The organism is Amycolatopsis sp. NPDC026612 (genome assembly GCF_040638285.1).
GTDB lineage: Bacteria > Actinomycetota > Actinomycetes > Mycobacteriales > Pseudonocardiaceae > Amycolatopsis.
The window spans coordinates 280206-299397 of record NZ_JBEZYB010000004.1; the positions used below are offsets into that span (position 1 = coordinate 280206).

The window sequence follows — 19192 nt, forward strand, 5'->3', positions numbered from 1 at the left end:
TCCAGGATTCCAGGAAGCGACGGAACGGCGGGACGAGGGTTCGTCTTCTTTCATCGGTGGCGTGGCTCGATTCGTACCGGTGGCCCGAGAACGATTTCTGGTTCATTTTCCGCGGAATTCAGCCCGAGACGTAACCCTGGTGACCGAGGTGTTGTCAAGGAACACCGGCCGTTTCCCCCGTACGCATCAGCTACACAGCGTGAACTGCCACGGCCCGGCTTTTTACCCTTGCAGAGGGTGAAGGCAGCCGTCCGAAGCACGCGGAAACCCGGGCCGGGTCCGTGATTTTCCGGCGGGGACCGCACTGACGTGAGCCCGGGCCGGGCCGGTTACCCTCGGCCCGGAAGGGGGTGCGCGGGCGATGTTGAAAGTTCACTTCACGGAAGCGGACCTGGCGAAGGTGACCATCGCCGAGGACGCCGAGCCGATGTGGGAGCTGCTGATGAGCAGCTACCGGATCCGGCGGCCGGAGGGGGAGCCGTACTTCGGCCGCTGGCGGCGCGGGTCACGCTCCGCGGTCCCCCAGTCCGGACGGCTGCTGATGTCCGCCGTCCCGCCGTACGGCTACTGCCCGGACTTCCTCACCCCGGCCGGCGCCCGCACGATCGGCGAGGGGATCTCGGCGGTGCTCGAGACGCCGCAGCACACGCTGGCCACCGACGTCGCCGAGCTCACGGCGCAGGGCACCCACGTCCCGGCGTGGCTGCGCCGCGTCGGCGACGGCGAACCGCGGGAACTGCGGCGGCTCGGCACGGCGCTGCACGACTACTACCGCCAGTGCGTCGCCCCGGACTGGGCGACGGTCCGTCGCGCGGTCGCCCGCGATCGCCAGCGGCTGCAGGCCAACCTGGACCGGGGCGGGCCGCAGCTGCTGCTCTCGACGCTGCACCCCGAGGTCACGTGGTCCCCGCCGGTGCTGCGGGTGCGGTTCCCGATCGAGCAGGAGCTGCACCTGAACGGCCGCGGGCTCCGGCTGATCCCGGCGTTCTTCGCGCACGGCATGCCGACCACCTACAAGGACCCCGCCCTCCCGCCGGCGCTGGTCTATTCGATCAGCCATCCGCGCTTCGACAGCGACGCCGAGCCCGGCCCGTCGCTCGCCGCGCTGCTCGGCCAGACGCGGGCCCGGGTGCTCGTGACGATCGCGACGACCCGGTGCAACACGAGCGAGCTGGCGGAACTGACCGGCATCTCCCCGGCGACGGCGAGCCAGCACGCATCGGTCCTGCGGGCGAGCGGGCTGATCAGCAGCGCCCGGTCGGGCAAGTCGCAGATCCACGAGATCACCCCGCTCGGCCTCGGGATCATCCGGGCGAGCTGACCGGCCGCGATGTCGGTCAGCTCGGCCGCGCTGCCTGCCCGGCCGTGCAGGTCGCCCGTGGTGCATGCTCGGCCGTGCCGCCCGCGCCGCCGGGGGTCGTGTTAGCCTGTCGCCGTGCAGCGCCTGATGTCGTCCTCGCGACTCGTAACCCGGCGCGCCGGCTGAACCCAGGTCGCCGGCGCGCAGCGTCGTCGATCGCCCGTTTTCCGGGACCTGGCCCCGATCTCATTCCTTCTTTCTCCGGGAGATCCGCCATGTCCACCTCTTTCGCCGTTTCCGCGCCCCGCTCGGCCATGCTGCTGCGACGCCGCATCGCCACCTACTTCGTCGGCGGTGCCGACGAGATCCCGGCCCTGGTCCGCGCGCTGGACGGCCACCTCGTCCACGAGCTGTCGGTCGACATCAAGGACGGCGTCCGCGAAAGCAGCATGGTCTGCGCCGTCCTGCTGGCCACCGACGAGACCGCACCCCTGCTCGACCGGCTGCGCGACCTGCCGTCGGTCGTTTCGGCCGAACTCGCCTGACCCGGGTTCCGCACCGCGGGTCGGTTATCCTCCCGGACCCCGGGTAGCCCGCCGGCATGACCGAAGTGGAAGTTCGGCGGAGCACGGCCCGGGCCGCCGCCATGGTGTTCGGGGTCGCGTTCCTGCTCGTGGGCGTCCTGGGGTTCGTGCCGGGGATCACCGTGGACTACGGGGCCCTGCGGTTCGCCGGCCACGAGTCGGGGGCGCAGCTGTTCGGCGTGTTCACCGTGTCCGTGCTGCACAACCTGGTCCACCTGCTGTTCGGGGTGCTGGGTGTGCTGGCCGCCCGCGGCAACGGCGGTTCGCGGGCGTTCCTGATGCTCGGCGGCGGCGTGTACGTCCTGCTGTGGGTGTTCGGCCTGGCGATGGACCGCGACAGCGCGGCCAACTTCCTCCCGCTCGACAACGCCGACGACTGGCTGCACCTGGCCCTCGGCCTGGCGATGATCGCCGCGGGCATCGCGACGACGGCGGCCGACCGGGCCCGCGGCCAGTACCCGGAGCCGGAGAAGCAGGGCCACTGAGGTCCGGGCGGGGCCCGGCCCGCGTCACGGACGGCGGCCGACCCCCGTGGAGATCTCGTGCAGCCGGTGGCGGTCCGCGGCCAGCGGTGCCGTGTCCGCGCCGGCACCGGCACGCAGGCCGGCGAGGAACTCCCGCACCGTCGACGCGGCGTCGTGCCGCGGCTGCCAGTCCAGTTCGGCCTCCGCGCGGGCCGTGTCCAGCAGCGGCAGGTGCATGACCGCGTCGAAGAGCCCCGGTGACGCGGGCACGGCGTGCACCCGCCAGGCCGCGGCGACCGCGGCCCGGACCGCGGCGGCCGGCACCGGCACCGTGCGCGCCCCCAGCAGGCCGGCGACGAACCGCGGGTCCACGACGGGGCTGGTCGCGATGTTGAACGCCCCGCGCACCGGGCGCGTCACCACCCGGCGGACGGCGTCGGCAAGGTCCTCCGTGTGCACCACCTGGGCCCGCAGCCCGGGGACGTCGGGCACGACCGGGATCAGTCCCGGCCGCACCAGCGACCCCGGCAGGAATGGCCCGGCGAACAGCCGGCGCTGTTCGGTCGCGGCACTGCGCTGGAAGACGAACCCCGGCCGCAGCCGGACGACGTCGAGCTTCGGGTGGCGGTGCTCGAACGCATCGAGATACCGCTCCAGGTAGGACTTCTCCCGCGTGTACGCCGCGCCGGGCCAGCCGTGCGTCGGCCAGTCCTCGGTCACCGGCTCGTCGTCCACCCGCGGCGAATACGCGCCGACGGACGAGGCGTGGACGAGCTTGGGCACGCCGGCCGCGGCCACCGCGTCGAACACCCGCAGCGACCCGAGCACGTTCGCGCGCCAGGTCCGTTCCGGGCGGTGCGTGGGCTGGAACAGCCAGGCCAGGTGCACGACCGCGTCGGCGCCGCGGAAGTGCGCCACGAGATCGTCCGCTTCGACGTCGGCCCGGACGTACTCCGCCTTCTCCGGCGGACGGCCCGCCGTCCGCCGGGCGAGCCCGACGATGGCTTCGACCTGCGGGTCGGCGCTCAACGCGCGGACGACCCCGGTCCCGATGTTCCCCGTCGCTCCGGTCACCACGATGCGCATCGGAGCCGGTTACCCGCGCCCCGCCCCGGCAACCCTGCCTCTTCGAAGTGCCGAGCGGTACTCGTCCCCGAAGCCGCCCGGCACCGTGCCGGGCGGGCTTCGGGGACGTTGGTCAGTGCTGAGCCGAGCCGCCCTCGGCCGAACTCATCCTTCTCGTGAAGCGCGCCGCGACGTCGCGGAGCTTGATGTTCGTGTGCTGGGACTCGACGATCAGCCGGTGCATCGCCGCGTCCTCGGTCACCCGGTGGATCAGCATCAACATGCCCTTGGCCTGCTCGATCACCGCGCGCGTCTCCATCGCGTTGCGGAGCTCGTCGGCGAGCCTGCGGGCCTCGCGGTAGCGGCGGGTCAGCCGCAGCACGGTCTCCACGCACAACGTGAACAGCCGCAACACCTTCGTGTCGAACTCGTGGTAGCCGTGGCTCTCGAACCCGAACAGCGTGATCGCGCCGACGAGGGTGTCGTCCACCCGCAGCGGCACGGCCAGGTAGCTGCCCACGCCGAGTTCGTTGGCCGCGGCGACGAACTCGGGCCACTGATCGCCCGTTTCGCCGACCGCCACCCGCACGACCTCGCCGGTCAGCGCCGCGAGCAGGCCGGGACCGTCGCCCGCGGCGTACTGGACGTCGTCGACGCGCCGGGCGCGCTCGTCGGTGAAGGCCGCGGTCTGCGTCACGCCGTCGCGGACCACCATGATGCTGGCCAGATCGGCGTCCGGGACCACCCGGACCGCTTCGCCGCAGACCGCGTCCAGCAGACCCGGGGTGTCCGACATCGATTCGAGGACCCCGACGAGATCGGCCAGCACGGCGTTCAGCTCGTCGACCCGCTCCGCCATGCCGTCGCCAGTGGTCGGCACAGCCCCACCCCTCCCATGCGTCAAGCGGCGAGCACGGGCAGAGCTCGCCAGCAGCGTCAACAGAGACCACCGCTGGCGTTTCAACGGGTCCGGGTGAACTCTACCGGCCGCACGCTCCGGTTTGCCGTCGGCCGCGCCGGGTAGCCGACGACGATGGACGATCCGGCTGTTGACGACGAACTGTGGACCGAGTTCCACCGCGTGGTGAACATGACGTCCCGGGAGCTGGCGGAGTGGCTGCGCACGCGCGACGCGGGCCCGGAGTCCGAGCCGCTCCCCGACGAGGCGGGCCCGCCGACGGGTCACCAGGTGCTGGCGATCCTGCGCAAGCGCAGATCCGACGTGGACTCCCGCGACGCGGACGTGATGCGCAAGGTCGTCGACCGGGTGCACGCCCAGCGCCGCGACGACCTCGAGCCGACCGCCGGCGAGGTCCACTGGCGGCACCGGCTGATGTCGATGGGCCACGACCCGCTCAAACCCGCCTGAACGCCGTGAAGGCCACCTCGAGGAACTTGACCTTCCTCGAGGTGGCCTTCACGAAGCGACGAGATCAGCCGGCGATGGCCTGCCAGCGCTGGTTCGGCCCGTTCGTCGGCTTGTAGAGGCCGATCCGCGCGCCGTCGTCCCGGGACTCGCCGACGACGTCGAGCAGCTGGCCGCTCGCCGCGTTCACGAACGTCCAGGTGCCGTCACCGGTGGTGGACAACGTCCACTGGGCCGCCGGGTCGCACGGGTTCGCCGTGGCCGTTGTCACCGCCCCGCCGGACGTGCTGAGCACCTGGCCCGTGCCGACGTTGGTGATGGTGAACCGGTCGCGGCTGCCGTTGCGGCCCGTGCGGTCGGTGAGCGTCCAGCGCTGCGCCGGTGCCGAAGCGTCCGTCGTGCGCTGGACCAGCGAGCCGTTTTCGGCCGAGAGCGACTTGCCGCTCTGCACGCCGGCGAACGTGAACGGCTTGCCGGAGCCGAGGCCCGTGCCCGCCGCCGTCGAGGAGACGCCGTTGACCAGGAAGCTCGTCACCGAGCGCGCCGGCACCCGCAGCGTCGCCTTGCCCGCGGTCACCCGCACCGCCTTGCCCCGCTTCAGCGCCCCGGTGACGTCGGTGACGACCGGGGTCACCGACGCGCCGGGCCGGACGTTCCGGAAGCCGGACAGGTCCAGCGTGACGTCCTGCTCGTCCGTGCCGGCGTTGGTGTGCACGACCGTCGCCAGGTCCTCGCCGCGCATCGCGGCCGTCGACGCGGTGTCGTTCACGCCCACCAGCCGGTCACCCGGCTGGATGTAGTGGGTGAAGTTGCGCATCGTGTTGAACTTGGTGTTCGTCTTGATCTGGCAGGTCGCCAGGGTGGCGTTCTTCGGGCAGTCGAACGGAACCTGGATCTCGCCCCAGTTCATCCCGGCCGCGCTCTCGCCGCCGGGCTTCATGTTGTTGTAGTCCTCGATCGGCTGCCAGCTGACCCACGCGCTCGGCTCGAGCAGGCGCAGGTCGTCGGTGATCTGCTTGGCCATCCCGAGGCCGGGGTCCATGTCGGTGAAGTCCTGCCGGTCCAGCCAGCTCCCGCCGACCTCGCTCATCCACAACGGCTTTTCCGCGCCCTTGGCCAGGTCCCGCGGGATCGGCCGGTTGCCGGTGCCGTAGGTGTGCACGTTGAGCCGCCCCGCCGCCGCGCGGGCGTCGGCCGACCAACCGGCCACGTCCGTGGCGAAGATGTCCGGGTTGGTCTCGTCGGGCGCGGAGACGATCGCCCGCGACCCGTTCCCCTTCAGCGCGGCGGCCATCGCGGGGATCAGCTGCGACTGGACCGACGGCCCGATGTGGGCGCCTTCCTGCCGTCCGCCGGTCGGGTTGCCGTCGGCGCCGAGCGTGGTCTTCCAGTAGTTCGTGTTGGGCTCGTTCATCGGGTTCACGGACGAGAACTTGATGCCGTGCGCGCGTTCGAGGGTGCGCACCACCTGCGCGAGGTACGCCGTGAAATCGCCGATCTTGCCGGACGGCAGCTGTTCGTCGGTGGCGTTGAAGCCGCCCGAGACGTAGCCGGACGCGGTCTGGAAGTACGGCGGCGAGTTGCTGAACGCCTCCCACTTCGTGACGCGGTTCTTGATCTTGTCCAGCCACCAGCGCTGGTTCGGGTCGGCCTTCGGGTCGAACTCGGCCGGGTTGCCCGGTGTCCACCAGTCCTTGTCGGCGCGGGTGGTGCCGGCCGGCGCCTTCCACCAGCCCGGCACCGCGGCGCCGGGGCGCAGGTACGCCGGGACGTCGGGGGCGTTGCCGCCGCCGATGTTGAACCGGGCGATGTTCAGGTTCAGCCCGTCGGGGCCGAAGACCAGGTCGGCCAGCCGGTTGCGGACGGCGTCGGGGTAGCCGCCGGTCGCCTCGGCCATCCACGCGAGGCTGGCGCCCCAGCCGTCGAACGGCTGCTGCCGGTAGGTCGGATCGGGCTTCACGGTCACCGCCGTGGCCGCTTCCGCCGGTGCGGCAACGACCGCGCCGCCTATCAGGGGTACACAAAGGACGGTGAGCAAACGCCGCAGGTTCATCGTCGAATCTGCCCTTCGGTGCGGTGGGGACTGGATCAGGCCTCGGTGTGGCCGAGCAGCGGCCGCGGCACGAACCGGGCCGCGGGGTCGAGCATCGTGCCGAGTTCGAGCACGACGAGTTCGTTGCCGCCCGCCCGGACCACCGGGCGGGGCACGTACAACGTCCGTTGCGGGCCGCGCCGCCAGTACCGGCCGAGCGCGAACCCGTTGAGCCAGGCCACGCCCTTGCCCCACTCCCCGGTGTCGAGGAAGAGGTCGGCGGGTTCGTCGACGACGACTTCGGCGCGCAGCACCACGGGCCCGGCCACCGGGCCGGACACGGCGGCCGGCGTGTCCGGGCGCAGCGAGGGCACCGCGGTCAGGTCGAGCGGCAGGACGTCCCAGCCGGTCAGCGGCTCGCCGTGCAGCGACGCCCCGCCGATGATGCCCTTCGCCTCGCCGATGCGCGGGCCGTAGTCGACGCGGCCCTGGTCCTCGACCAGCACCAGCAGCTCGCCGCGGGCACGCGGCAGCGGGATGGCGCGGTCGTGGTGCTCCCGGGAGAGCGTGCCGACGGGGTCGCCGTCGAAGAACACCGTCGCGCGGTCACGGACTTCGCCGAAGGTCAGCACGCCGGGCCGATCGCCCTCGACGGCACACCGCAGCAGCGCGAGCTGCGGCATCGGCGTGAGGTCGTCGAACGCCGGGAGCTCTTCGTGGAACTCCCAGGTTCCCCAGCGCTCCGGCGCGTCGAGCAACCGGACCGGATCGCGCAGCACCGAAGCCGGGGCGGGCGCGGGGCGCGCCGGCGGCGGGACGGTGTCGGGCACCTTGTGGTAGCGCGCGATCACGTCACGGAAGGCGTGGTACTTCGGTGTCGGGTCGCCGGCTTCGTCCAGCGGCGCGTCGTAGTCGTAGGACGTGACCAGCGGCTGGTAGACGCCCTTGTCGTTGGCGCCGTTGGTGAGCCCGAAGTTGGTGCCGCCATGGAACATGTACAGGTTGACCGACGCGCCCGCGGCGAGCAGCGCGTCGAGTTCGGCCGCCGAGTCCGCGGCCGAGGTGGTGTGGTGGTGCGCGCCCCAGTGGTCGAACCAGCCGTTCCAGAACTCGCTGCACATCAGCGGCCCGGTCGGCTGGTGGGCGCGCAGGATCGCGAGCCGCGCTTCGGCGCCGGAACCGAACGACGCGGTGCGGTGCAGCCCGTCCAGGCTGCCGGCCGCCAGCATCTCCGGCGTCGGCTGGTCCACTGTGGTCAGCGGCACGGTGACGCCCGACTCGCGCGTGTGCTCGGCAAGCGCTTTCAGGTACCGCTTGTCGTCGCCGAACGCGCCGTATTCGTTCTCCACCTGGACCAGCAGCACCGGGCCGCCACGGTCGATCTGGTGCGGGACGACGACCTCGTACACCTTCGTCAGGTACTCGCGCACCGCCTCCAGGTACTTCGGCTCGTACCGGCGGACCCCCACCGAAGGATCGCGGAACAGCCACGCCGGCAGGCCGCCGTTGTCCCACTCGGCGCAGATGTACGGGCCCGGCCGCACGATCGCGTACATCCCGGCGTCGGCGACGAGCCGCAGGAAGCGGTCGAGGTCGAGCCCGCCGGAAAGGTCGAACGCGCCGGGCTCGGGGGCGTGCGCGTTCCACGCCACGTACGTCTCGATGGTGTTGAGCCCCATCCGGCGGGCCTTGTCGATCCGGTCGGCCCACAGGTCCGGGTGCACCCGGAAGTAGTGCAGGGCACCGGACAGGATGCGGAACGGGCGGCCGTCGAGCAGGAAGTCGGTTTCCCCGATGGCGAACTCAGGCATGCGGGCCCGCTTCCGGGCTCAGCTGGAGCACGCTCCAGGACAACGGTGGCAGTGTCACGGTGATGGTGGTCCCCCCGGGATCGGACGTCACGGCGGTGCCGGGTAGCGGCACCGGCCGGACCGGTTGTGCGTCGGCGGTGTTGACGGCGTGGCGCGTCTCGCCGTCCGGTGTGGTCAGGGTTTCGGCGGCGTACACGCCGAACCGCGCGCCGCGGAGCCGGATGCGCACCTCGGTCGGCGACGCCGTGGCGCGGTTGGTCAGGAACACCGCCCCGCGCCCGGAGTCCTCGACCGTCGCGGCGGCGTCGACGAGGTCGACTTCGCCGTGCTGCGCGGTGCGCAGGGTCTCCCCTTCGACGGCCAAGCGCAGGCTCGACCCGCCGGCCAGCGTGGCCACCCGCTGGAACGGGTGGAACGTCGTCTGCCGCCACGCCGGGCCGCCCGGCTCGGAGCGGATCGGGGCGATGACGTTCACCAGCTGCGCCTGGTTCGCCATGGTGACGCGGTCCACGTTGCGCAGCAGGGAACTCAGCAGCGAACCGACGACGACCGCGTCGGTGACGGTGTAGGTGTCCTCGATGATCCGCGGGTGGTGCCGCCAGCCGCCTTCGGCGAGCCGTGCCTGGTCGACCTCGTTCCAGCGGCGCAGGTCCCAGACGTTCCACTCGTCGACGCTGATCCCGATCTTCTTGTCGAGGCCCAGCTCGGCGAGGGTTTCGTCGATGACCCCCGCCGTCGTGCGGATGTAGCGGTCCAGCGCGGCCCCGCTGGCGAGGTAGCTGTCGGTGTCGCCGTGCAGTTCCTGGTAGTAGGCGTGCAGCGAGATGTGGTCGACCAGCTCGGCGGTGTGGCGCAGCACCGTGCGCTCCCACGAGCCGAACGTGGGCATGTCGGCGTGCGAGCTGCCCGCGACGACCAGCTCGAGATCGGGGTCGATCATCCGCATGAGGCGGGCGGTCTCGGCGGCCAGGCGGCCGTACTCGTCGGCGGTCTTGTGGCCGATCTGCCACGGGCCGTCCATCTCGTTGCCGAGGCACCACAGCTTGAAGCCGAACGGGCGGTCGGCGCCGTTGGCGCGCCGCCGCTCGCTCAGTTCCGTCCCGCCGGCGTGGTTGCAGTACTCGAGGACGTCGGCGGCCTCCTGGATGCCGCGGGTGCCGAGGTTGACGGCGTACATCACCTCGGCACCCGCGGCTTCGGCCCACGCGACGAATTCGTGCAGGCCGAAGCGGTTGGACTCGACGCTGTGCCAGGCCGGGTCGAGCCGGGCCGGCCGGGTTTCGGCCGGTCCGACGCCGTCTTCCCAGCGGTAGCCGGAGACGAAGTTGCCACCGGGGTACCGGAGCACGGTCGGGCCGAGTTCCCGGACCAGCTCCAGCACGTCGCCGCGGAAGCCGCGATCGTCCGATGTGGAGTGGTCCGGCTCGTACAGTCCGGTGTAGACGGACCGGCCCATGTGCTCGACGAACGAGCCGAAGAGGCGACGCGGGACCGGGCCGATGACCTGGCCCGCGTCGCCTTCGATGTGGACGATCACCCGGTCATCCCGCGCTGACGGTGAAGCCCTGCTGGTTGCCGTAGTCCACAATGGCCTGCTGCCAGGCCGCCAGCCCGGCGTCGAGCGGGGTGGCGTTCAGGTAGGCCTTGCCGGCGGTGTCGCTGAAGATGCTGTTGGCGTAGGTCTGGTACGGCAGGTAGGTCCAGCCCGGGGCGACGTCCTTCGACGCCTGGGTCAGCACCTGGTTGATCTTCTGGCCGCCGAAGTACGGCACGGCCTCGTCGACGAACGCCGGCGAGGTCAGGTCGGCGGTGGTGGACGGGAAGCCGCCGCTCTTGATGAACGGCTGGACGCCGCCGGCGTGGTTGAGCCAGCGCACGAACCCCGCGGCCAGCGCCGGGTTCTTGCTCTGCTTGACCACGGACTGGGCGCTGCCGCCGTTCTCCGCGGTGACCGCCTTCTGCCCGTCGTAGGTCGGCGCCGGCGCCACAGCCCACTTCCCGGCGCCACCGGGCACCGAGGAGATGAAGTTGCCGGGCATCCAGGCGCCGGTAACCAGGCTGGAGATGGTGCCGTCACCGAGGGCGCGGAACCAGTCGTCGGACCATTCCTTGACCGGGGCGAGCAGCTTGCCCTGGATCATCTGGTCCCACATCGCGGTCCACTTCTTGGTGCCCGCGTCGCCGAAGTTGACCTTCACGTTCCGGCCGTCGACGGTGAACGGGTGCCCACCGGCCTGCCAGATCATGCTCAGCACGGCACCTGGGTCACCGGTGTCCGAAGTCATGTACTTGGTGGGGTCGGCGGCGTGCAGCTTCTTCGCCGCGGCGAGGTACTCGTCCCACGTCTTCGGGACGGTGATGCCGTTCTTGTCGAAGACTTCCTTGTTGTAGAACAGCGCCATCGGGCCGGAGTCCTGCGGCAGGCCGTAGACCCCGTTGCCGTTCTTGACCTGCGCCCACGTCGAGGCGCTGTAGTCCTTCTCGAACGAACCGAATCCGAACTGGTTGAGGTCGGCCAGTGAATCGGTGAGCGCGAACTGCGGGAGGGCGTAGTACTCGATCTGGGCGACGTCGGGGGCACCCGAGCCGGCCTTGATCGCGTTCTGCAGCTTGGTGTACTCGTCCTTGTTGGTGCCCGCGTTGACGTAGTTGACCTTGACGTTCGGGTATTCCTTCTGGAACGCGGCCACCTGGTCCTTGGCCGACGGCGTCCAGCTCCAGTACGTGATCTCCCCGCCGGCCTTCAGCGCGGCGTCGACGGAGTCCTGGTTGCCGGTGGCGGCGGCGGGCGCGGTGGACGAGCCGCCCCCGGACGAACAGCCCACCGCCAGTGCGGCGGCCAGCGCGATGGCCGCGGCCACCTTGGCGCGGGTGCGGAATCTTGACATCGAATGTCCCTTCACGGCGGTGTGACGGCGGATTTCTTTACTGCTTGACGCTGCCGGCGCTCAGCCCGGACTGCCAGAACCGTTGCATGAGCAGGAAAGCGACGACTAGGGGGATGATCGTGAGCAACGACCCGGTGAGCACCAGGTTGAAGATCGGCTGGGCGCCGGCGCCGTTCGCCTGGGCGCTCCACTGGTTGAGCCCGACGGTCAGCGGGTACCACTTGGGCTCGCTGAGCATGATCAGCGGTAGGAAGTAGTTGTTCCACGTCTGCACCATCGTGAACAGCGCGACCGTGATGATCCCGGGGACCAGCTGGCGCAGTGTCACGGTGAGGAAGATCCGGATCTCCCCCGCACCGTCGATCCGCGCCGCTTCCAGCAGTTCGTCGGGGATGGCGTCGGCGGCGTAGACCCAGATCAGGTACAGGCCGAACGGGCTGATCAGCGACGGGATGAGGACCGCCCACGGCGTGTTGGTCAGCCCGAGCTTGCTGAACATCAGGAACGTCGGCACGGCCAGTGCCGTCGGGGGCACGGCCACGGCCCCGAGGACGACGGCGAACACCGCGCGGCGGCCGGGGAAGCGGTACTTGGCCAGCCCGTACCCCGCCGCGGTGGCGAGGAGCGTCGCGCCACCGGCCCCGACCACGACGTACAGCAGGGTGTTCCCGAGCCAGCGGAAGAAGATCCCGCCGTTGTACGTGAACGTCTGGCCGATGTTGTCGAACAGCGCGAACGTGCCGCCGAAGGACAGTCCCGACGTCGAGAACAGGGCCGGCTGGGTCTTGCTCGCGTTGATCACCAGCCACACCAGGGGAACCAGGGTGTAGAGCAGGTACAGCGCCATGAAGCCGGTGAGGACCCGCGACTTGCGGGGGTTGGTCACCGAGAACCGTGTCGTCGAAGACGTGGCCACGTCACACCTCCTTCCGGGAGCCGCGCAGCTGCACGACGTAGGCGATGACCGCGGTGATCACGCCCATCACGATCGCGACGGTGGCGGAGTAGTTGTACTGCTGCCCGTTGAAGGAGAGGTTGTAGGCGTACATGTTCGGCGTGTAGAACGTGCCGATCGTGTTCGGGACCAGGTTGCGCATGATGTTCGGCTCGTTGAACAGCTGGAAGCTGCCGATGATCGAGAAGATCGTCGCGACCACGATGGCGCCTCGGATCGCGGGGAGCTTGACCGACACGATCGTGCGGAACGTGCCGGCGCCGTCGATCGCGGCCGCCTCGAACAGTTCCGTGGGGATCACCTTCAACGCGGAGTAGAAGATGAGCATGTTGTAACCCACGAACTCCCACGTGACGATGTTGCCGATCGACGTGAGCAACCAGCTCGGCGACAACGGCGCTACCGCGGTGCCGAGCAGGTGGTTCAGGTCGGCCGCGAGTCCGAAGTGGTCGCCGTAGATGAAGCCCCACATCAGCGCGGCGACGACGGCGGGGACCGCGTACGGCAGGAAGATCACGATCCGGAAGAACCCGGCGGCGTGCAGCCGGGCGCTGTCGATCGCCAGCGCGGCGATCAGCGCGAGCACCAGCATGATCGGCACCTGCACGGCGAGGAACACCAGCACGCGCCGGAACGCTTCCCAGAACTTCGGGTCGCCGAACACCTGCGCGTAGTTGTCGGCGCCGACGAACACCGTGCCGCCGAAGAAGGCCTGGTCGCGAAAGAGGCTCAGCACGAACGCATACACGACCGGCGCGATGAAGGTCAGTGCGAAAACCAGCATGAACGGGGCGACGAAGAGCCAGCCTCGCCATTTCCGCCGCGGCCGGCGGGCCGCGGGCGCCCGGCGAGCCGGCACCGGGGCGGGCGGAGCCGCTGTGGACGTCATCGTCTCTCCGAGTGGTCATGCGGCCGGGCACTGGACCCGGCGAGATGTTTACGTCAACATGGGACGGCCGCAGAGTAACTTGTTGACGTAAACATGTCCAGGACACCAAGGAGTGATCGTGCCGCGCCAGACAGCGACGTCGTCCGCATCCGGCCGCACCCGGCGGCGGGGGCCGTCGATGGCGGACGTGGCCCGCGAGGCGGGCGTGTCGGGCCAGACCGTGTCCCGGGTCGCCAACGGCAAGACGAACGTCGACGACGCCACGCGCGAACGGGTCCTCGCCGCGATGCGCCGGGTCGGCTACCGCCCCAACAGCGCCGCCCGCGCCCTGCGCAACGGCCGGTTCCGCAGCATCGGCGTGATCATCTCGGCGCTGCCGACGTTCGGCAACAGCCGCACGCTCGACGCCATCGCGGCGGCGGTCGTCCCCGAAGGGTTTTCGATCGTCCTGATGCCGGTGGCGCGACCGACGCAGGGTGAGGTGACGGGGGCGTTCAGCACGCTGAACGAGCAGGCCGTCGACGGCGTCATCATCCTCATCGAGCAACACCAGCTTGACCAAAGCGAAATCGAACTGCCGCACGGGCTGCCGGTGGTGGTGATCGACTCCAGTGCCCGCTACGACTACCCGGTCGTCGACAACGACCAGGCCGACGGCGCGGCCCGGGCCACCGGGCACCTGCTCGACCTCGGGCACGAAACGGTCTGGCACATCGCGGGCCCGCCGCAGTCCTACTCCGCCGAGCGGCGCCGGAAGTCGTGGCAGGCCACTTTGGAGCGGGCGGGCCGCGTGGTGCCCCCCGTTTTCCCCGGCGACTGGTCCCCGGAGTCCGGCTACCAGGCGGGCCTGCGGCTGGCGGCGGACCCGGCGGTGACGGCGGTGTTCGTGGCGAACGACCAGATGGCGCTGGGCCTGCTGCGCGCGCTGCACGAGACGGGCCGCGCCGTGCCGGCCGAGGTGAGCGTGGTCGGCTTCGACGACATGGAGGAGTCGGCCCACTTCTGGCCCCCGCTCACCACGATCCGCCAGTCCTTCGAGGCGGTCGGCCGCCACGCGGTCGAGGCCCTCCTGGCCGAAATCGAGACCGGCGCCGAAGCCGGCGAACCGGTGACCCTCCCGACCGAACTGGTGATCCGCTCCAGCACCGCCCCACCCCCCTGACCAACCCGATTGAGCCGGCATCACGCGAGATACGCCTCCAATCACGCGAAATGCGCCTCCAGTCACGCGAGATACGCCTCCAGTCACGGGCGTTGCCTCGGCGGGGACGGGAAGTCCGTTTCAGCAAGCGGGACCGGGGGCATTACCGGCCACCAAGCCGGGACGCCCGGCACCGCGAACGTCGTAGTGGTGTGGACCATTCGGCCCCACCCACGGAAACGAGGCCGTCATGCTCGCCATTCTCGCCGCCGTGCTCTTCGGGCTCGCCCTCCTGATGGAGCTGGCCGGGTTCGGGCTCGGCCCGGTGATCACGACCGGGACGCTCACCACCGCCGGGCTGCTCTGCGTCGCCCTGCACCTGGCCGGGGTCGCCACCGACCGGTCGCGGTTCACCCGGCGGCGCCGTCGCTGACCTCCGCCGCGCGCCGCAGCACCTGCGTGAACACCTCGGGCGACTGGGCTCCCGCCACGCCGAACCGCTGGTCGATCACGAAGAACGGCACGCCGGTCGCGCCGAGCGCGCGAGCCTGTTCGCCGTCCGCCGCCACTTCGGCTTCATAGGCGTCGGACTCGAGCACGGCTCGCGCCTCGGCGGCGTCGAGGCCGGCTTCGGCGGCCAGCTCCACCAGCGAGCCGCGGTCGAACAGCGAGCGCCGCTCGGTGAAGTGCGCGCGGTAGAACCGGTCGACGACGGCGTCGGCCAGCCCGCGGCCGGCGGCGAGGTGCACGAGGCGGTGACCGTCGACGGTGTTGCCCATCCGGACGCCGTCGAGGTGGTACTCGAGGCCGTCGGCGGCGGCGCGCTCTTCCATCTGCGCTTCCATCGCGTCGGCTTCGGCCAGTGTCCGGCCGTACTTCTCGGCCAGGATCTCGCGCGTCGGCCGCGAAGTCCCGCGCGGGAACGACGGGTCGAGCTGGAACGAATGGTGGACCACCTCGACGTCGACGCCGAGTTCGGTCACCGCCCGCTCGAAGCGGCGTTTGCCGAGATAGCACCAGGGACAGACCAGATCGGACCAGATGTCTACGCGCACGCGAACCACGCTAACCGAGGGCACCGCGCGCACTTCAAGGTAACCGGCGGCCACCTGCGGTGCTGCGAAGCTGTGACATCCGGCTCCGCCCCGAGCCGGGGCTCCGCCACCCGAACCCCCCGAAGTTAGGGTGGGCCGGTGACCGTCTCGACCGACGACATCGTCCGGCACGCGGCGCGGCTGCTGATGGCCGGCACCCGCCTCGACCTCGGCCGGATGGCGGCCGAGCTGGGGATCTCGCGCACCACGTTCTTCCGCCGCGTCGGCAACCGCGAGGACCTGATGGGCGCCGGGCTGCGGCTGCTGTCCGACCGGACCTGGCAGCGGGCGCTCGACGGGTGGCGCGCCGAGCACGGCGACGCGGTCCGCGCGCCCGGCGGCCGGCTGCGCTGCCTGTGGGTCATGGAGGACTACCGCCGCGAAGTCGCCGGGAGCGACGGCATGCGCAAGCTGATCGAGGCGGAGCCGGGGGTCGCCCTGCGCGTGCTGACCGATCCGCGCGGTGCGGTCCAGCCCGTGCTGGTCGACGCGCACGTCGACCTCTTCCGCGCCGACGCCGACGCGGCCGGGCTGACCCCGCTGGTCGGCCTGCCGGATCTGGCGTTCGCGGTGGTCCGGCTCGGCGAATCGTTCCTCTACTCCGACGTCCTGGCTGCGCGCTCGGTGGACCTGACCGTCGCGACGACCCTGGTGGACACCCTGGTGCGCGGGGCGCTGGACCCGGCCGTCGTTCACTGAGCGACCGCCCAGTCTGTCACCTACTCACCCGTACGGAGGATGTGGAACATTTCGCCGAGGTGTTTCATAGGCCTCGGGAAAGCGGTTACCCCGCATCCCGCACGCGGCACGCTTCCGTTGCCGTGCACCGTTCCATCGGTCCGCCCGCCCGTTTCCGGGCCCGCTTTCGCCTGCCCGGGGAAAGAGAGCGATCCATGTCCGCACTCACCAGCCCGCCGACGTCGTCCGGCTCGAGTGAGCAGGTTTCCCGCCACCGTGGGTGGCGCGCCAAGGCTGCCGGCGTGGTGCTGGCCGCACTGGCGCTGACCACCGGTGTCGCCGCGCCGGCGCCTGCCGCCGCGAACCCCTACGAGCGGGGCCCCGACCCCACCACCGCCAGCATCGAAGCCACCCGCGGCTCCTTCGCGACGAGCACCGTCACGGTCTCCCGGGCGGCCGTCTCCGGCTTCGGCGGCGGCACCATCTACTACCCGACGACCACGACCGCCGGCACGTTCGGCGCTCTCTCGATCGCGCCCGGCTTCACCGCCACCCAGTCGAGCATCGCCTGGCTGGGCCCGCGGCTGGCGTCGCAGGGCTTCGTCGTGTTCACCATCGACACGCTGACCACCAGCGACCAGCCCGACAGCCGGGGCAGGCAGCTGCTGGCCTCGCTGGACTACCTGACGCAGCAGAGCTCGGTACGGTCGCGCATCGACAGCAGCAGGCTCGGCGTCGTGGGGCACTCGATGGGCGGCGGCGGCACCCTCGAAGCGGCGCGCTCACGGCCGTCACTGCAGGCCGCGGTGCCGCTGACCGGCTGGGACCTGACCAAGAACTGGTCGACGCTGCGGGTGCCGACGCTCGTCGTCGGGGCGCAGTCGGACACCGTCGCGCCGGTGGCGTCGCACTCGATCCCGTTCTACACGAGCCTTCCGTCCACCTTGGACCGCGCGTACCTCGAACTGCGCGGGGCCAGTCACTTCGCGCCGAACTCACCGAACACGACGATCGCGAAGTACACGCTGTCCTGGCTCAAGCGGTTCATCGACGACGACACGCGGTACGAGCAGTTCCTCTGCCCGATCCCCGCCACCAGCGTGTCCATCTCGGACTACCGCGGCAACTGCCCGCACAACGGCTAGGAAGGTCCGCCGGGGGTTGACGGCGACGTCGCCCCCGGCGGGCGATCGCCCAGCAGGTGGAACTCCCGCGGTCCCCGGCTCTCCCGGGGGCAGAATCGGCCCTGTGTCGCGATCACTGCGCAAGCTCGGCTTCCTGACCATCGGCCTGTTCGACGCGGCGGACCCGCGCCGGGGCCACGAGTCGACGCTGGAGATCATCGAACTGGGCGAGCGGCTCGGGTTCGACAGCGCCTGGGTGCGCCACCGGCACCTCCAGTACGGCATCTCGTCGCCGGTCGCCGTGCTGGCCGCCGCGTCGCAGCGGACCAGCCGGATCGAGCTCGGCACCGCCGTCATCCCGCTCGGCTGGGAGAACCCGCTGCGGCTGGCCGAGGACCTCGCCACCGTCGACCTGCTCTCCGGCGGACGGCTCAACCCGGGCCTCAGCGTCGGGCCGCCGATGCGCTACGACGAGGTCAAGGGCGCCCTCTACCCGGACACCTCGGACGTCGAAGACTTCTCCTACGACCGCATGCGACGGCTGCTGGACTTCGTGCGCGGCGAGCCGGCGACGGAGTTCAGCGGCACCGCCGGGTTCGAGGTGTTCTCCGACCGGGTCCAGCCGCAGTCGCCCGGGCTCGGCGACCGCCTGTGGTACGGCGGCGCGAGCCTGCGCTCGGCCGAGTGGGCGGGACGGCACCGGATGAACTTCCTGACCAGCAGCGTGGTCAAGGCCGAAAGCGAGAGCACGGACTTCGCCGAGATCCAGCTTTCGCACATCCGGACCTTCCGCGAGCACCACCCGGCCGGACGCATCTCACAGGGCCTGGTCGTCATCCCGACCGACAGCGCGACGCCGGAACAGCGGGCGAAGTACGAGGCCTACGCCGAAAAACGGCTGCCACGCACCGCGGCGCCACAGGGCCCCGCGCGCATGCTGTTCTCCCCCGACTTCGTCGGCACGTCCGCGGAAATCGCCGGGCGCCTGCACGAACACGCCGCGTTCCGCGAGATCGACGAGGTGGCTTTCGCCCTGCCGTTCACCTTCGATCACGAAGACTACGTGCAGATCCTCACCGACATCGCGGAACGGCTCGGCCCGGCACTGGGCCGGCGCCCCTGACTACTTGTTGGTGCCCGGCGTCAGCACCTTGTCGATCACGAAGACCGTGGCGTTCTTGGTGGGGATGTTGCCACAGAGGATCTTCGCGCCGTTGATCGTCATGTTGTCGCCGGTGCCCTCGATCTTCACGGGACCGCCGGCGGTGTTCAGGGTGTCGACCGAACCCGCGGTGGCGAGGCCCTTGGCGTCGTAGCGCTTGCCGACCACGTGGTACTGCAGGATCGGCGCCAGCTCGGCGGGCTTGCCGGCCAGCTCGTTGAACTTGGCGTCACCCAGCGCGGCGAACGCGGGGTCGGCCGGCGCGAAGACCGTGATGGCCTCCTGGCTGTTGAGCGTGTCGACCAGGTTGGTGGCCTTGACGGCCGCCACCAGCTTGGTCAGCAGCGGGTTCGTCGACGCGGCCGAGGCGACCGGCTGCGGGCCCATCGAGTCCAGCGAACCGGGCGCGGACCCCTGCGGCAGCTGCGAACAGGCCGGGCCGAACACGTCGGCGTTGGTGGTCATGCCGTCCGCGGCAACGGGGCTGGGAGCCGCCATCGACGACGACGGTGCCATCGAGCTCGCGGAACTGCCCGACGAAGCGGTGTCGCTGCTGCTGCACGCGGTCAGCGAGAGGGCGGCGACGGCGGTGAGGCCGATTCCGGCGACACGGAGCTTGGTCACAAAAATCACTCCAAT

19 protein-coding genes are annotated in these 19192 nt (G+C 70.8%); 9 read left to right on the forward strand and 10 right to left on the reverse strand.

Annotation, left to right across the window (positions count from 1 at the left end; all coding sequences use genetic code 11):
* Positions 1-361 precede the first annotated feature (361 nt).
* The 3 genes from AB0F15_RS06870 to AB0F15_RS06880 all read left to right on the forward strand — a co-directional run bounded on the left by AB0F15_RS06870 (position 362) and on the right by AB0F15_RS06880 (position 2369).
* Entirely contained in the window at positions 362-1321 is a 960-nt protein-coding gene (locus AB0F15_RS06870; protein WP_360266305.1) for a winged helix-turn-helix domain-containing protein, read from the forward strand.
* Positions 1322-1575: 254 nt separating this feature from the next.
* Positions 1576-1845, forward strand: a complete 270-nt coding sequence (locus AB0F15_RS06875; RefSeq protein ID WP_360266308.1) for a hypothetical protein — start codon at positions 1576-1578, stop codon at positions 1843-1845.
* Between the two features lie 56 nt (positions 1846-1901).
* Positions 1902-2369 carry a DUF4383 domain-containing protein gene (locus tag AB0F15_RS06880; RefSeq protein ID WP_360266310.1) on the forward strand — a complete coding sequence of 156 codons (468 nt, stop codon included), beginning with the start codon at positions 1902-1904 and terminating at the stop codon, positions 2367-2369.
* A 24-nt stretch (positions 2370-2393) separates the two neighbouring features.
* Here the strand turns inward: AB0F15_RS06880 and AB0F15_RS06885 are convergent, their stop codons facing one another.
* Entirely contained in the window at positions 2394-3434 is a 1041-nt protein-coding gene (locus tag AB0F15_RS06885) for an NAD-dependent epimerase/dehydratase family protein (protein WP_360266312.1), read from the reverse strand.
* A gap of 112 nt (positions 3435-3546) precedes the next feature.
* On the reverse strand, positions 3547-4272 hold the full coding sequence (locus AB0F15_RS06890; RefSeq protein WP_360266416.1) for a GAF and ANTAR domain-containing protein: 726 nt from the start codon (positions 4270-4272) through the stop codon (positions 3547-3549).
* 174 nt (positions 4273-4446) lie between these two features.
* On the opposite strand from AB0F15_RS06890, the gene AB0F15_RS06895 reads away from it, so the two are divergent.
* A complete protein-coding gene (locus AB0F15_RS06895) occupies positions 4447-4782 on the forward strand; it encodes a DUF3140 domain-containing protein (RefSeq protein WP_360266315.1) in 336 nt (111 codons plus the stop codon).
* Positions 4783-4846: 64 nt separating this feature from the next.
* Here the strand turns inward: AB0F15_RS06895 and AB0F15_RS06900 are convergent, their stop codons facing one another.
* The 6 genes from AB0F15_RS06900 to AB0F15_RS06925 form a co-directional block, all read right to left on the reverse strand.
* Complete coding sequence (locus AB0F15_RS06900; RefSeq protein WP_360266317.1) at positions 4847-6739, reverse strand: RICIN domain-containing protein; 1893 nt, start codon at positions 6737-6739, stop codon at positions 4847-4849.
* 128 nt (positions 6740-6867) lie between these two features.
* Positions 6868-8622, reverse strand: coding sequence for a beta-galactosidase family protein (locus AB0F15_RS06905; protein WP_360266320.1), 1755 nt, complete (start codon positions 8620-8622; stop codon positions 6868-6870).
* Complete coding sequence (locus tag AB0F15_RS06910; RefSeq protein WP_360266323.1) at positions 8615-10159, reverse strand: alpha-L-arabinofuranosidase C-terminal domain-containing protein; 1545 nt, start codon at positions 10157-10159, stop codon at positions 8615-8617. The genes AB0F15_RS06905 and AB0F15_RS06910 overlap by 8 nt, the downstream gene beginning before the upstream one ends.
* 4 nt (positions 10160-10163) lie before the next feature.
* A complete protein-coding gene (locus tag AB0F15_RS06915; RefSeq protein ID WP_360266326.1) occupies positions 10164-11510 on the reverse strand; it encodes an extracellular solute-binding protein in 1347 nt (448 codons plus the stop codon).
* Positions 11511-11547: 37 nt separating this feature from the next.
* Positions 11548-12357 (reverse strand): carbohydrate ABC transporter permease, encoded by an 810-nt coding sequence (locus AB0F15_RS06920; protein WP_360266419.1) that lies wholly within the window; start codon positions 12355-12357, stop codon positions 11548-11550.
* A gap of 70 nt (positions 12358-12427) precedes the next feature.
* On the reverse strand, positions 12428-13354 hold the full coding sequence (locus AB0F15_RS06925) for a sugar ABC transporter permease (protein ID WP_360266328.1): 927 nt from the start codon (positions 13352-13354) through the stop codon (positions 12428-12430).
* Positions 13355-13466: 112 nt separating this feature from the next.
* Between AB0F15_RS06925 and AB0F15_RS06930 the strand changes: the two genes are divergently transcribed.
* The gene (locus AB0F15_RS06930) at positions 13467-14516 is read left to right on the forward strand and encodes a LacI family DNA-binding transcriptional regulator (RefSeq protein WP_360266331.1); all 1050 of its coding nucleotides are present in this window, start codon (positions 13467-13469) and stop codon (positions 14514-14516) included.
* Between the two features lie 229 nt (positions 14517-14745).
* On the forward strand, positions 14746-14928 hold the full coding sequence (locus AB0F15_RS06935) for a hypothetical protein (protein ID WP_308676161.1): 183 nt from the start codon (positions 14746-14748) through the stop codon (positions 14926-14928).
* Here the strand turns inward: AB0F15_RS06935 and AB0F15_RS06940 are convergent.
* Complete coding sequence (locus AB0F15_RS06940) at positions 14906-15538, reverse strand: DsbA family oxidoreductase (protein ID WP_360266422.1); 633 nt, start codon at positions 15536-15538, stop codon at positions 14906-14908. The genes AB0F15_RS06935 and AB0F15_RS06940 overlap by 23 nt on opposite strands.
* A gap of 150 nt (positions 15539-15688) precedes the next feature.
* On the opposite strand from AB0F15_RS06940, the gene AB0F15_RS06945 reads away from it, so the two are divergent.
* From AB0F15_RS06945 to AB0F15_RS06955, 3 genes are all read left to right on the forward strand, one after another.
* On the forward strand, positions 15689-16288 hold the full coding sequence (locus tag AB0F15_RS06945) for a QsdR family transcriptional regulator (protein WP_360266335.1): 600 nt from the start codon (positions 15689-15691) through the stop codon (positions 16286-16288).
* A 194-nt stretch (positions 16289-16482) separates the two neighbouring features.
* Positions 16483-17412 carry an alpha/beta hydrolase gene (locus AB0F15_RS06950; RefSeq protein WP_360266338.1) on the forward strand — a complete coding sequence of 310 codons (930 nt, stop codon included), beginning with the start codon at positions 16483-16485 and terminating at the stop codon, positions 17410-17412.
* Positions 17413-17515: 103 nt separating this feature from the next.
* Complete coding sequence (locus AB0F15_RS06955) at positions 17516-18514, forward strand: LLM class flavin-dependent oxidoreductase (protein WP_360266340.1); 999 nt, start codon at positions 17516-17518, stop codon at positions 18512-18514.
* On the opposite strand, the gene AB0F15_RS06960 is transcribed toward AB0F15_RS06955, so the two are convergent.
* Positions 18515-19177, reverse strand: coding sequence for a fasciclin domain-containing protein (locus AB0F15_RS06960; protein WP_360266342.1), 663 nt, complete (start codon positions 19175-19177; stop codon positions 18515-18517). It abuts the gene before it with no gap.
* Positions 19178-19192 lie beyond the last annotated feature (15 nt).